13 protein-coding genes are annotated in these 12674 nt (G+C 73.2%); 5 read left to right on the forward strand and 8 right to left on the reverse strand.

Going from position 1 to position 12674, the window contains the following annotated elements:
* Window positions 1-45 precede the first annotated feature (45 nt).
* The 4 genes from J2S41_RS21845 to J2S41_RS21860 all read left to right on the forward strand — a co-directional run bounded on the left by J2S41_RS21845 (window position 46) and on the right by J2S41_RS21860 (window position 5346).
* Window positions 46-1332, forward strand: coding sequence for a glycosyltransferase (locus tag J2S41_RS21845; RefSeq protein ID WP_310369997.1), 1287 nt, complete (start codon window positions 46-48; stop codon window positions 1330-1332).
* A 102-nt stretch (window positions 1333-1434) separates the two neighbouring features.
* Window positions 1435-2742, forward strand: coding sequence for a Na+/H+ antiporter NhaA (nhaA, locus tag J2S41_RS21850; protein WP_310369999.1), 1308 nt, complete (start codon window positions 1435-1437; stop codon window positions 2740-2742).
* Window positions 2743-2842: 100 nt separating this feature from the next.
* Window positions 2843-3736, forward strand: a complete 894-nt coding sequence (locus J2S41_RS21855) for an ABC transporter ATP-binding protein (protein ID WP_310370001.1) — start codon at window positions 2843-2845, stop codon at window positions 3734-3736.
* The gene (locus J2S41_RS21860; RefSeq protein ID WP_307240557.1) at window positions 3733-5346 is read left to right on the forward strand and encodes an efflux permease Rv1217c-related protein; all 1614 of its coding nucleotides are present in this window, start codon (window positions 3733-3735) and stop codon (window positions 5344-5346) included. The genes J2S41_RS21855 and J2S41_RS21860 overlap by 4 nt, the downstream gene beginning before the upstream one ends.
* Window positions 5347-5395: 49 nt before the next feature.
* Here J2S41_RS21860 and J2S41_RS21865 read toward each other — a convergent pair whose 3' ends face one another.
* The gene (locus tag J2S41_RS21865) at window positions 5396-5662 is read right to left on the reverse strand and encodes a hypothetical protein (RefSeq protein ID WP_310370002.1); all 267 of its coding nucleotides are present in this window, start codon (window positions 5660-5662) and stop codon (window positions 5396-5398) included.
* Between the two features lie 22 nt (window positions 5663-5684).
* The gene (locus tag J2S41_RS21870) at window positions 5685-6668 is read right to left on the reverse strand and encodes a hypothetical protein (RefSeq protein WP_310370003.1); all 984 of its coding nucleotides are present in this window, start codon (window positions 6666-6668) and stop codon (window positions 5685-5687) included.
* A gap of 22 nt (window positions 6669-6690) precedes the next feature.
* Between J2S41_RS21870 and J2S41_RS21875 the strand changes: the two genes are divergently transcribed.
* A complete protein-coding gene (locus J2S41_RS21875; RefSeq protein WP_310370004.1) occupies window positions 6691-6831 on the forward strand; it encodes a hypothetical protein in 141 nt (46 codons plus the stop codon).
* 475 nt (window positions 6832-7306) lie between these two features.
* Here the strand turns inward: J2S41_RS21875 and J2S41_RS21880 are convergent, their stop codons facing one another.
* From J2S41_RS21880 to J2S41_RS21905, 6 genes are all read right to left on the reverse strand, one after another.
* Window positions 7307-8128, reverse strand: a complete 822-nt coding sequence (locus tag J2S41_RS21880) for a class I SAM-dependent methyltransferase (RefSeq protein WP_310376449.1) — start codon at window positions 8126-8128, stop codon at window positions 7307-7309.
* A gap of 101 nt (window positions 8129-8229) precedes the next feature.
* Entirely contained in the window at window positions 8230-8688 is a 459-nt protein-coding gene (locus J2S41_RS21885) for a hypothetical protein (RefSeq protein ID WP_307240547.1), read from the reverse strand.
* 177 nt (window positions 8689-8865) lie between these two features.
* Window positions 8866-10164, reverse strand: a complete 1299-nt coding sequence (locus J2S41_RS21890; RefSeq protein WP_307240545.1) for an MFS transporter — start codon at window positions 10162-10164, stop codon at window positions 8866-8868.
* Window positions 10161-11270: a PLP-dependent cysteine synthase family protein gene (locus J2S41_RS21895; protein ID WP_307240543.1), complete on the reverse strand. Its 1110-nt coding sequence runs from the start codon at window positions 11268-11270 to the stop codon at window positions 10161-10163. The genes J2S41_RS21890 and J2S41_RS21895 overlap by 4 nt, the downstream gene beginning before the upstream one ends.
* A gap of 188 nt (window positions 11271-11458) precedes the next feature.
* The gene (locus J2S41_RS21900; protein WP_307240541.1) at window positions 11459-11833 is read right to left on the reverse strand and encodes a hypothetical protein; all 375 of its coding nucleotides are present in this window, start codon (window positions 11831-11833) and stop codon (window positions 11459-11461) included.
* A 163-nt stretch (window positions 11834-11996) separates the two neighbouring features.
* On the reverse strand, window positions 11997-12653 hold the full coding sequence (locus tag J2S41_RS21905) for a DUF305 domain-containing protein (RefSeq protein WP_307240539.1): 657 nt from the start codon (window positions 12651-12653) through the stop codon (window positions 11997-11999).
* Between the last annotated feature and the right edge of the window lie 21 nt (window positions 12654-12674).

A 12674-nucleotide genomic window follows, 5' to 3' on the forward strand; every position in this document is an offset into this window, starting at 1 on the left:
AGTCTGGTCGGCGCGACATTTTGCGTGCGACGAAAGGGCTCACCCATGAAGGTTCTGATGCTGACGCTGGGCACCCGCGGCGACGTGCAGCCGTTCATCGCCCTCGCCCACCACCTGCGGCACCGCGGTCACGAAGCGCTCATCGCGGCACCTGCGCGGTTCGCCGCACTGGCCGCCGTCCACGCCGTGCCCTTCGCTGTGCTCGACGACGGGCCGCTGCGGGTGCTAGACGACGGTTCGGGCGTCGAGGACGTCGCCAAGGGCGGGATCCGGGGGAAGGCGGCGCTCATGCGGCGGATGCCGGCGATGTTCGGCCGGGTCCTCGACGACTGCTGGCAGGTCGCCTCGACCGGCGAGGGTGCCGGCGCGGACGTGATCGTGCACAACGGTCAGGTGATCGCCGGGCAGCACGTGGCCGAGAAACTCGGCGTGCCCGCCGTGCTGGGCCTGCCTCTGCCGATGTACGTGCCGACCCGTGAGTTCCCGTGGCCGGGCCAGGACGTCTCCGACCGGCTGCCGGGCCGGCTGAACCGGGCCACCTACGCCGGGATGCAGGCGCCGGCGCTGATGTTCGGCCGCACCGTCGACCGGTGGCGTGCCGGGCTGGGCCTGCCACGGCGGCGCGGCCGGCACGATCCGGCGCGGCGCCCCGACGGCGGGCCGGCGCCGGTGCTGCACGCGATCAGCCCGGCGGTCCTGCCGCGCCCGGCGGACTGGCCCCCCACGGCGCAGGTCACCGGCTACTGGTTCACCCCACCGGCCACCACCACCGCCGGCGGGGCTGTCGAACCGCATGTGCGGGCGCTGCTGGACGGCCGGCAGCCGCCGGTGTTCGTCGGGTTCGGCAGCATGGCCGGCCCGGCCCCGGCCGCCGCCACCCGTACCGTGCTGCAGGCCCTCGATCTGGCGGGCCTGCCGGGGGTCGTGGCCGGCGGCTGGGGTGGCCTGCAACGGTTCGTCTCCGACCGGCATGCGTTCGTCGCCGGTGATGTGCCGCACGAGGTGGTGTTCCCGCGGTGCGCGGTGATCGTCCATCACGGCGGTGCCGGGACCACCGCGGCCGCCGCGCGTGCCGGTGTCCCGCAGGTGATCTGCCCGTTCGTGGCCGACCAGCCGTTCTGGGGCCGGCGCATGCACCGGCTCGGTGTCGCCCCGCCACCGGTGCCGCAGACCCGCCTGGACGCGGCCGCGCTCGGCGCCGCGATCCGGCAGGCCGCCCGCGACGCGGGGATGGCGGAGGCGGCGCGGCTGCTCGGCGAGCGGATCCGCGCGGAGAACGGTGCCGCGGACGCTGTCGACGCATTGGAGCGGGTCGTGGGCGTGCGCCGGTGATCTGTGCCGCTGCACCGGCCGGCCGGTCACGGTAGGTTGGGTGCAGGTGTGCCGGGAAGGCTGGTCGGCGATGGTTTCGTCGTGCCTTCCTGAGGGAGTCTCATGTCCGGTGTGCCGCCACGTCCCGCCCGTCACCTGTTCGGCCGCCGCAGCTGGCCCGAGGCCCGGCGGATCGCCGAGATCCTGCGCGCGGAGACCGTCGGCGGCGCGCTGCTGCTGGGCGCGGCCGTGCTGGCGCTGCTGTGGGCGAACTCGCCCTGGTCGGAGGCGTACCGGACGCTGAGCGAGGTGACAGTCGGCCCGCACGCGCTGCACCTGGACCTCACGCTGGCGCAGTGGGCCGCGGACGGTCTGCTGGCGATCTTCTTCTTCGTCGCCGGGCTGGAACTCAAACGCGAGTTCATCGCCGGTGACCTGCGCGACCCGCGCCGCGCCGTCATGCCGATCGCAGCCGCGGTCGGCGGCATGGCCGTACCCGCCATCATCTACACCGCGATCAACGCCACCGCCGATGGTGGCGCGCTGTCCGGCTGGGCGGTGCCGACCGCAACCGACATCGCCTTCGCACTCGCCGTCCTCGCCGTCGTCGGTTCGCATCTGCCAGCCGCGCTGCGCACGTTCCTGCTCACCCTCGCGGTCGTCGACGACCTGCTCGCCATCCTGATCATCGCGGTGTTCTACACCAGCTCGCTGCAGCTGCTTCCGCTGGCGGCGGCGCTGATTCCGCTGGGGCTGTTCGGGTTCCTGGTGCAGCGCCGGGTCCGCTCCTGGTGGCTGCTGCTGCCGCTGGCCGCCGCCGCGTGGGCGCTGGTGCACGCCTCCGGCGTCCACGCCACCGTCGCCGGCGTCCTGCTCGGCTTCCTCGTCCCGGTCGTGCGCCGGGCCGGCGGCGACGGACCGGGCCTGGCCGAGCACTTCGAGCACCGCTGGCGGCCGCTCTCGGCCGGCGTGGCGGTGCCGGTCTTCGCGTTCTTCGCCGCCGGCGTCTCGGTCGCCGGCGCGGGCGGGCTCGGCGCGACCATGGCCGACCCGGTCACTATCGGCATCATCGCCGGGCTGGTGGCAGGCAAGGCGGTCGGCGTGCTCGGCGCGACCTGGCTGGTGCAGCGGTTCACCCGATCCACGCTCGGCGACCAGCTCGGCTGGTGGGACGTGCTGGGCCTGTCGCTGCTGGCCGGGATCGGGTTCACGGTGTCGCTGCTGATCGGCGAGTTGGCGTTCGGCGCCGGCAGTGTGAAGGACGAGCACGCCCGGATCGGCATCCTGGCCGGCTCGTTCCTCTCGGCGCTGCTGGCAACCGTGGTGCTGCGTGTGCGCAACCGGCATTACCGGCGACTGCGCGAGATCGAGGAGCGCGACGCCGACGCGGACGGTGTGCCGGACGTGTATCAGGGCGAGTCGCGGGCCTGACACTTCCCCGCCGGTGTGGGCGGGAGTACGGTGGCCGATAGGTGTGCCGGGAAGTCTGGTCGGCGGTCCTGATCCGCTTGCGACCGAAGGGCTTCCTCCGATGGACGAGTCCGTGCTGCGCACCATCAACCTCACCAAACGGTACGGCCGGCTGACCGCCGTCGACGACCTGACCCTGGACGTCGGCGCCGGTGAGGTCTTCGGCTTCCTCGGCCCGAACGGCGCCGGGAAGTCCACCACCATCCGCATGATCCTCGGCCTGGCCCGCCCGACCGCCGGGCGGGCGCTGATCGCCGGCGTCGACGCGGCCGACGTGGCCCACGCGCACCGGCATCTGGCGTACGTGCCGGCCGACGTGGCGCTGTGGCCGCAGCTGACCGGCGCGGAGATCCTGCACCTGCTCGCCTCCACCGGCCCGGGCACCGACCTCGCCTACCGCGACGCCCTGGTCGAGCGGTTCGACCTGGACCCGTCGCGAGCGGCGCGTACCTACTCCACCGGCAACCGGCAGAAGGTCGCGCTGATCGCGGCGTTCGCCACCCGCGCCCCGCTGCTCGTGCTGGACGAGCCGACCAGCGGCCTGGACCCGCTGATGGAGCAGCAGTTCCGGGCCGCGGTCGCCGAGGCGCGCGAGCGCGGGCAGAGCGTCTTTCTCAGCTCGCACCAGCTCGCCGAGGTCGAGGCGGTCTGCGACCGAGTGGGGATCCTGCGCGCCGGCCGGCTCGTCGAGGTGGCCTCCGTGCCCGCGCTGCGGGCGCTGCACCGAGCCGAGGTCACCGTCAGCTACACCGGCCAGCAGCCCACGCTGACCGCGGTGCCCGGCGTCGATGGTGTGCAGACCACGGGCGAGGGCCGGCTGCGGTTCGCGCTCACCGGTCCACCCGCGCCCGCACTGAGGGTGCTCGCCGCCGCCGACGTGACCGCGCTCGCTGTCCGCGAACCCAGCCTCGAGGAGATGTTCCTCGACTACTACGGCACGGAGAACGGACGATGACCGCCCCGGCGCTCACCCTCCCGGCCCGGCCGGGCGCGGCGGTCACCGGGCTCGCCGTCCGGCAGATCCGCCGTGGCGGCGCGATCGTTCTCCTGCTCGCCGCCGGCATGCCGGCCCTGGTCACGGCCACCTACGACGGGCTGACCGCCGATCCGGCCGCCGCGGCCGGGCTGACGCGGATCGCGGCGAACCCGGCCATCCGCACCCTGTTCGGCACCCCGATCGCGCTCGACCACGCCGGCGGCTTCACCGTCTGGCGCATCGGCACCGTCCTGACCGTCATCCTCACCGTCTGGGCCACGCTCACCACCACCCGCGTCCTGCGCGGCGAGGAGGAAGCCGGCCGCTGGAGCCTGCTGCTGGCCGGCCGATCTACGCCGCGTGCCGTCTTCCTGCAGCACCTCGCCGTCATCGCGGCCGTCCCGGTTACGGCCGGCATCGCGGTCACGGCCGCGCTATGGACCGCCGGGCCAGACCTGGCCGGGGCGATCGTGCACGGCGCGGGAGTCACCGCTGCAGGGCTCTTCGCGGTCGCGGTCGCCGCCCTCTCCGCGCAGATCTTCCCGGCCCGGGCCCCGGCCACCGGCACGGCGATCGCCGTGCTCGGCGCAGGCCTGCTGCTGCGCATGATCGGCGACGGGCTCACCGCGCTCGGCTGGCTGCACTGGCTGTCGCCGTTCGGGCTGCTCGCCCTCAGCTCCCCGTACGGCCGCGACGATCCGCTACCGCTGCTGCTCCTGACCGCCGCCGCCCTCGCGATCGCTGCGGCCGCGCTTGCCGCCGTTGGCCGGCGTGACCTCGGCGGTGGCCTGACCGCACCGGCAGCCGGCCGCGCACCGCGGCGGTGGCTGCTGGGCGGCCCGGCGGCGTTCGCGGTGCGCCGAGCGATCGGGCCGGTGCTCGCCTGGACCGCCGGGATCGGCGCCTACTTCCTGCTCATCGGACTGACCGCCCGTTCCGTCACCGAGTTCCTGACCGGCAACGCGGTCTTCGCAGACGCGGCCGCGCAGGCCGGATTCGCCGGCATGCACACCGTGGAGGGCTTCACCGCCAGCCTCTTCGCGCTGCTCGCCCTCCCGGCCGGCGCGTTCACCGCGGTCCGGATCGGCGCGTTCGCCGCCGCCGAGACCGACCGGCGCCTGACCCCGCTCGCCGCCGCGCCACTGACCAGGACCCGCCTGCTCGCGGCCGAGACCGCCGCGACCACCGGCGGCGCGCTGATCCTGCTCACCGTCGCGGCGCTGGCGACCTGGGCGGGCGTGACCGCGGTCGGAGGCGGGCTGACGTTACCGGCGGCGCTGGCCGGCACGTTCAACACGCTGCCGATCGTCGCGCTCAGCCTCGGTGCCGCCGTCCTGGCTCTCGGCGGGGCACCACGCGTGACCGTCCTCGCCGGCACGCTGCCAGCCACCGGTGGCTTCCTGCTCCAGGTCCTCGCCGACGCCACCGGCGCACCCACGTGGGTGAGAGAACTGTCGCCGTTCCCGCATCTGGCACCGGTACCCCTCACCGGGGTCGCCTGGCCAGCTGCCGTGACGATGACAAGCATCGCGGTCGCGCTGGCCGTTGCCGGAACGCTCGCCTACCACCGCCGTGACCTGCGCAGCTAACGCGGCCATACCCGGCCCGCAGGCTCCGAGTCGGCGTCACCCTCGTGGCCTATGGCCGTGCGGCAAGCGGGATGACGATGGAGGAGTGGTGCTGGGCGAGTTCGTCGCGGAGCGCGATGTTGTCGTGGTGGAGTGCGGCGATCGTGGTCGCTGCGGCGGCGAGGCGCTGCTGAAGGGCAGCGCATTCGCGGGTCTTACGGCCAAGCTGCGCGCGTAGCTGGTCGAGTTCCTCCGCGCTGGTGCTGGACGGCGCAGTGTCGTGGTGTGCGGCGACGGCGCGGTCCCATGCGGTGAGCAGGTCGCGTGCGCGGTTCATGGTGGCCCGGCTGACCCCGGCCTCACGGTAGACGTTTTCCTTGGTGAGTTTGCCGTCGGTATGGCGGGCACGGCCTCGTAGCAGGCGGGTCATCGCCTCGCGCAGGGCTTGCTCGGTGGCAGGGGACACGGTCATCGGGTGGCCTTGGCGATGACCTGGTCGACGTCGTCGAGTTGCCGTTGTAGTGCGGCGTGGTGGCCGGGTGCGAGGCGGGGGTTGTCCAGCAGCGTGAGCAGGCTGCGGCGCTCGGTTCGCCAGATGGCGGTGTGTGTGCCGGTGATGAGGCTGTTGGCGCAGCGGCCGGGCTGCATCGGTCGATGAGCGGGCCGCGGTGGCCAGGTGGCACGATCGCGTTTTCCAGGCATTTCGCGCCGGCGGGGTCGGCGTCGTCGAACAGGCAGTGGTTGAGGGTGCCGAACCGTAGCGGGATGCGCGCCTTGCGGAGCAGGTCGTGTGCGGTGCGGGCGTCGCCGTGGCGGGCGAGCGCGGTCTGGCGGATCTCCCGGAAGGTGCTGGCGAGGCGTTCGGCGGCCGGGCCTGAGCCGATGGTGGGGCCGGTGTGGTGGTTGTCGTAGAGCTCGTGCAGGTGGGTGAATCGGGCGTGGTCGAGTGCGGTGTCCAGCAGCGCGGCCCAGGATGTGTCGGTGGCGGCGTAGCCGGGTGTGGATCGGTTGGCCAGTGCGCGGACGGCGACGTGTTTGAGCGGGATGCCGAGGGCGATCTCGGAGCTGGGTTCGGTGCCGGCGAGCGTGGCCATGGTTTTGCGGAACATGTGCGGGGCGATATGTCCCGCCGGGATGAGCAGCCCGGTTGAGGTGCTGGTGGCGTTGACGTGGGTGATGAAGCTGTTGACGATGGCGCCGCTGCTAAACCCGGAGGTGCGCGGCTGGTGCGCGAGCCGGCCGGCGCGGTCGTTGACGTTGCCGAAGACCAGGTCGGGGTGGGGCCTCGCCGACCGCGCGGTCAGCCAGCACCTGGCGAAACTGCGCATGTCCCGGCTGGTCACCGCACGTAGGCAGGGAACGTTCATGTTCTACTCGGCCGCCGACGACCACGTGCGGCGGCTGCTGGCCCAAGCGCTGCATCACGTCGACCACATCGATCCGCAAACCGCCGAGGACACCACGGCACCCACCGTCGCACCGCGCGTAGCCGGTCAGCCGGCCTGACCGCCGCGCAGCACGGGGTCGACGCGGCGCGGCCGTCACCGACGTGAACCCACCCGCGCAGCCCACGCGGTGGCAACGGACTGCGCGCCCGCGGCCCCCGCCATCGGTTCGCTGATAAGCAGGTGGCTGACCTGGTACGTCATCGCGATCACTCACCCCGAGACCTACGCGTCCCGGCGGCCCGCCGCGAACAGGTGACCGTCGAGGTCCGCGTCATCGGCGGACTCCCGTCTCGACCAAGCCGATGCTGTCCCGCGCCCGCAGCCGCTGACGCTGAACCGATCCACCCGGGGCTGTATCCGGCGAATGTCGCGGCCAGCACCGGCTCCGGGGCGGCTGGATCCGGTGCGGTGACGAAGCCGGGCGAGCAGATCGGCAGGGGCGTCGGTGGTACTGGGGCAGGCGGGCGCGCGGGTGTCGTGCGGGCCCGCCTCCTTCGGCCGCGACGGTGCCGTGCTGCTGCGGCCGGTGGCGATCAGGCCGGCGATGCGGAGTGTGGCGCGGGATTGGTGTAGACGGATACGTGGGTGTGCGCCCGCGGGTCGAAGGGCCGGCCGGTCAGGTCGCGGTGGCGGCCGGTGAGGGTGAGGCCGGCGGATTCGGCGAGCAGGTCCAGTTCGGCGGGCAGGACGTAGCGCAGCCGGTTGGCGATGACGCGGGGCTGTCCGTCGGTGTGAGTGATGCGCAGCGTCTCGATGGTCTGGGCGGTGGTGTCGAGGCGGCCGACGGACACGGCGGGGCGTTCGGGATCCCACCGGTCGACCTGCAGGGAGTGGCCGTGATGCCAGCGATCCGGGTCGGGGATGAAGCCTTCGACGACCAGGCTGCCGCCGGGGGCGAGCCGGGCCGCGGCGGCGGTGATGCAGGCGCGCTGGTCGGCCTGGTCGGTGAGCAGGTACAGGGTCGAGAACGCGATCAGCACGCAGCCGAACATCTCCTCGGCGGGCGGGTGGAGCATGTCGCCGAGACGGGCGTCGACGCGGCCGGCGCCGGGCTTGGCGCGTAGCCGGTCGAGCATGGCGGGTGAGTTGTCGACGCCGACGACACGCATGCCGGCCGCGGCCAGGGGCACCGCGAGACGGCCGGTGCCGACGCCGAGCTCGAGCACGGACGCCGGGCGGGCGTGACGGCGCAGGAACTCTACGACGGCGGGGATGTCGTCGCGGTCGTCGTAGAGGGTGTCATAGTCGGCGGCCCAGGTCTGGCCGTAAGCGGCGCCCGTGAGGACGACGGAACCAGCAGTGGTGGGTGAGGTCATCGTTGTTCGCCTTACGGAGGTCGCGGGGCGGCGGCGCATCACCGGGTGGCCGGAGGCCGACCCGCGGTGTGCGGGGCCGCGAGGACGATGCCGGCGTGGGAGAGGTGTGCGCCGGTCGGGCGTGGTGTAGCGCCGTCGTCCTATATGCGAAGCGAGATCAGTTCCGTACGCGTACGCCCTGGCCCGCCGGCCGTGGCCGGGAGGGCTGGGCGCCGTGCGGGTGCCGGGACGTGCTGGACCGCAGGTGCGGGGAGGGCGACGGTGTCCGGCTGCGGCAGCGCGGCGTCCGGTATCAGCTCGGCTGCCGGGGCGCACTCGTGCGCCCCTGACAGATGCTCGAAACAGAACACCTGATGGGGCACGGCCGTGCCGGCGCCGGTGTGGGCGTGCCCGGCGACCGGCTGCGCGGTGGTGTGGGCGTGCCCGTCCGCGGCCGGCGCGGCGGTGTGGGTGTGGGCGGGCGCGCAGCAGGTGATCAGGGCGTGTGTCTGCCCGGCGAGCGCGCACAGCAGCAGCAGGATGAACAGGCGTCCGGCGGCGCGCATCCGCGCGCCGTCGCGGGCGCGTGTGATCCCGTGCCGGGCCGATGCCGCCGTCATGGTCGGCAGCGTAACGACGCGCGGGGCGTGGGCGGCACCGACCGGTCGGATGGTTGTCGGCGTCTTTTCCGCTGGTCTTCGGCCTTGCGGGTGCCGGGACACGCGCAGGCGCCCCGGCACCCGGTGTGGTCGCGCGGAACGCCGCCGGTCGCCGGGCGCGCCGGCGGGGTGTGCGGGTCAGCCGCCGCGGCTGCGGGCGGTATGCGGTGTGCCTGCGGGCGCCGGCGGCGGTGGGTGCAGGTGCCCGGCGCGGGACAGGCCGGTGAGTGCGGCGGCGCCGAGCAGGCCGGTGGCAGTCAGCGCCAGCCAGGGCAGGGCGGGCCAGCCGTGGCGGGTGGCGGTGTCGATCGCGGCGCCGGTGAGCAGGTTCCCGGCGGCGATGCCGATCCCGGCGAGGGTGTTGTACAGCCCGTAGTACGTGCCGACCAGGCGTGGCCCGGCGAACGTGACGATCGCGGCCATCTCGAATGGGTACACCAACATCGTGGCGATGGTCAGCAGCACCGTGCCGGCCAGGACCGGCCCCAGGGCGAGCGCGGCCGCCCAGGGGCCGGCGCCGGGTGCGGGGCTGAGCGTGGCGGTGGCGGCGAGCGGCAGGAACGCGGCGGCCATCAGCGCCAGCCCGCGGGTGATGGCCTGCGGGGCGCTCCAGCGGGCTTTCGCCCAGGCGGTGAGGCGGACCTGCCCGGCGACGGTGAGCAGCCCGGAGACTGCGAACAGGGCCGCGACGGCGGTGTCGGTACCGGTGATGCGGCGCACTTCGATGGGCAGGCCGAGGTAGATCTGGAAGTTCAGTACGTAGGAGGTGATCATCGCGGTGGCGAACAGCAGGAAGCCGCGGTGGCGCAGCGGCTGCCGCCACCCGGGCCCGGCATGCGACTCATCCGGTGATGCCGGTGGGGCGTGGCGGGCCGGCAGAGCCCGCGCCTGCGCGAGCAGCAGCACCGCGAACAGCAGCGCGGCCACGGTGCACACCCACTGGAACGAGGCGGTGAGCAGGGCCAGGCCGATCAGTGGGCCGGTCAGGATTCCGGCCTGGTAGAAGACGTTGAACAGGGCGAACGCTTCGGTGTGCCGGTCGCCGGCGTCGGCGGCGAGGTAGGCGCGCACAGCTGGGTTGAACAACGCCCCGGCCAGCCCGGTCGCCGCCGAGGCGACGAGCAGCGCGGTGAGGGTGTCGGCGGCGCCGAGCAGGCCGAACCCGGCGACGCGCAGGCCGAGGCCGGCCAGGATCAGCGGTTTGTAGCCGATCCTGTCGGCCAGGACGCCGCCGAGCAGGAACATGCCCTGCTGGGAGAGGTTGCGCACGCCGAGGATCAGGCCGATCGCCCAGGCGGCCATGGCCAGGTCACCGGCGAGATGCCCGGCGAGGTACGGCATGAGCATGTAGAAGCCGATGTTGATGGTCAGCTGGTTGACCATCAACAGTTGCACGGGCCGGTCGAAGGATCGCAGCGCGGTCAGGGTGCCGGTCACGGCGTGTTCCCGGCCGGGTCGATGACGCGGGTGCAGCGCGTCCAGCGGGTCGCCTCGGCCTCGCCGGGATGGTCCAGCTGCTGCGGACCGAGTGCGGGCGGGTGGCCGAGCAGGTCGTGGCGGTGGCAGTAGTCGTCGCTGTAGACGGTTTCTGCGTAGCGGTGCGGGCCGTCGGGGAAGACCGCGGCGATGCGGGTGTCGCCGGGCAGGGTCCGGGCCAGCCAGGAGGCGACCAGCGCGACCGCGCCGACGCTCCAGCCGCCGCTGATGTAGTGCCCGGCGGCCAGGCGCCGGCACGCCCATACCGCTTCGGCGGCGGCGACCCAGTGGACCTCGTCGAAGGCGGGGTAGTCGACGTTGCGCGGCAGGATGCTGCTGCCGAGCCCGCGCATAAGCCGAGTCCGGGCCGGCTGGCCGAAGATCGTGGACCCGCACGCGTCGACGCCGACCAGCTTCAGACCGGGGAAGAACTCGCGCAGCACCCGCGCGGTCCCGGCGGAGTGCCCGCCGGTGCCGACGGAGCAGACCAGCACGTCGACGCGGCCCAGCTGCGCGGCGAGTTCCAGGGCCAAGGGCTGGTAGGCGTCGGCGTTGTCGGGGTTGTGGTACTGGTCCGGGCAGAAACCGCCGTGCGCCTCGCGCAGCGCGGTGACCCGGTCGCGGCGGGCCTGCTGCCAGCCGCCGTCCGGGTGCGGTGTCTCGACCAGGTCGATACGGGCGCCGTAGGCGGCCAGCAGGTTCCGCATCGACGTTTCCATGCCCGGGTCGGTGACCAGGGTGACCGGGTGGCCGTGAATCAGGCCGGCCAGGGCGAGACCGAGACCGAGGGTGCCGGAGGTCGACTCCACGATCGGGGCCCCGTCGGGCAGGTCGCCGCGTTCCCGGGCGCGCTGGATGAGGTGCAGACCGGGCCGGTCTTTGATCCCGCCGGGGTTGTGGCCTTCGAGTTTGGCCCAGAACCCACGGTCGGTCGCGTCGGTGATGTCCGGGGTCCACAGCACCGGCGTGTTCCCGACGAGCTGGTCGAGGTGGTGGCAGGTGGAGCTGGAGATGAGCTGGCTGGGTGAAGGCCGCCGGTCGAGCCGGGACCCCATCAGGTCGATCATGTGCGAAGCCGCTTTCAGGACATGCGCCACCGGCCCGCGCACCCAACGAACAGGGGCGCCAGCAAGGGTGGCACAGGGTCAACAGGGTCGCGGAAGGCATGCCGCCGTCACACCGGCCCGGGCCCGCGGCATCGGTCATCGCGGAAGAGGGGCGAAGCGGGTGGCGGCAGGCGGCAGGCCGGGGCCTGTCAGATGCGGTGGACGCAGGTCGTCGAGAGCACGCCGGCCGCGGATCTGCCGGGCGGGTGCGCGGCATCGGCGGTGACCGTCACGGGCACCGCACCGGCCCGGACCGGAACGTCCGGAACGACCTCGGCCAGATCGACGACGCCCGTACTGACCGGCGGCAGGAGCGCGGCGGTGATGCACGGATGCGCGTCGTGCGGCCGTTCGCCGGTCGCCGGGACGGCATCACCGGCGCCAGGCCCGGCCGGGTCCGGTGGCGCGACGACCGCGGCGTGCGCGACGTGCGCATGGTGGGGGTGCGGCAGCGCATGATCGGCCATCGCGGCGCAGAACACGATCAGCGCCACGGTCGTCATCCGCATGACCAGCCCGAACATGAACCTTTCCGTCCCGCATCCCTGACACACCGAATGGCAAATGTACCAAAAATACCTTTGGCGGCGTGTGCGAAACGCGCTTCGCGAATCCCGGTCGGCCGGAGGTGCAAGGCCCGGTGGGCGGGACGCGATCAGCGCCCGCCCACCCGGTCGAGGGCACCGGTCAGAGGCGGGCGAGGATGCCCTTCATCGTGGTGATCTCGGCCTGCTGATCGGTGATGATTTTCTGGGCCAGGGCCTTCGCGTCGGCGTTAGTACCTTGCTGGACTTCCTGCTGCGCCATGTCGATGGCGCCTTCGTGGTGGCTGATCATCATGGTGAGGAAGTGCGTGTCGAACGCGGCGCCGGTGGCCTCGGTGAGCATGCTCATGTCGGCGTCGGACATCATGCCGGGCATCGACCCGTGGTGCATGCCCGCGTCCATGCTCATGTCCGGTGCTGGCCGGCCCCAGGCGGCCAGCCAGCCGGTCATGGTGTCGATCTCCGGCTGCTGGGCCTGCGCGATCTTGCCGGCGAGAGTCTTGACCTCGCTGTCGGCGGCCCGGCCGTCGGCGAGGGCGGCCATCTGCACCGCCTGCTGGTGGTGCGGGATCATCGCCTCGGCGAAGCTGACGTCGGCGTCGTTGAACGATCCAGCCGACACCGACGCCGCCGGTGCGGCCGCCGACGCGCTCGCCGGCATGTGGTTCATGCCCCCGGCGTCCGGGTCGGCGGAGTGATCACCGCCGCAGGCCGACAGCAGCAGCGTGGCGGTAACTGCAGCACCGGCGAGGAGGGTACGGCCCCGCATCGTGGTCGGGGGCAGGGAAATACGCATCATGATGGAATGTGACCTTTCGGC

Origin of the sequence: Catenuloplanes atrovinosus, assembly GCF_031458235.1 — a bacterium.
Lineage (GTDB): Bacteria > Actinomycetota > Actinomycetes > Mycobacteriales > Micromonosporaceae > Catenuloplanes > Catenuloplanes atrovinosus.

Coding starts and splice junctions, on each gene's coding strand:
- J2S41_RS21885 (WP_307240547.1), bottom strand. CDS start 8,688: ATGACGGCGGCATCGGCCCGGCACGGGATCACACGCGCCCGCGACGGC.
- J2S41_RS21905 (WP_307240539.1), bottom strand. CDS start 12,653: ATGATGCGTATTTCCCTGCCCCCGACCACGATGCGGGGCCGTACCCTC.
- J2S41_RS21875 (WP_310370004.1), top strand. CDS start 6,691: ATGTTCTACTCGGCCGCCGACGACCACGTGCGGCGGCTGCTGGCCCAA.
- J2S41_RS21880 (WP_310376449.1), bottom strand. CDS start 8,128: ATGCGCCGCCGCCCCGCGACCTCCGTAAGGCGAACAACGATGACCTCA.
- J2S41_RS21865 (WP_310370002.1), bottom strand. CDS start 5,662: ATGAACCGCGCACGCGACCTGCTCACCGCATGGGACCGCGCCGTCGCC.
- J2S41_RS21860 (WP_307240557.1), top strand. CDS start 3,733: ATGACCGCCCCGGCGCTCACCCTCCCGGCCCGGCCGGGCGCGGCGGTC.
- nhaA (WP_310369999.1), top strand. CDS start 1,435: ATGTCCGGTGTGCCGCCACGTCCCGCCCGTCACCTGTTCGGCCGCCGC.
- J2S41_RS21855 (WP_310370001.1), top strand. CDS start 2,843: ATGGACGAGTCCGTGCTGCGCACCATCAACCTCACCAAACGGTACGGC.
- J2S41_RS21845 (WP_310369997.1), top strand. CDS start 46: ATGAAGGTTCTGATGCTGACGCTGGGCACCCGCGGCGACGTGCAGCCG.
- J2S41_RS21895 (WP_307240543.1), bottom strand. CDS start 11,270: ATGATCGACCTGATGGGGTCCCGGCTCGACCGGCGGCCTTCACCCAGC.
- J2S41_RS21900 (WP_307240541.1), bottom strand. CDS start 11,833: ATGTTCGGGCTGGTCATGCGGATGACGACCGTGGCGCTGATCGTGTTC.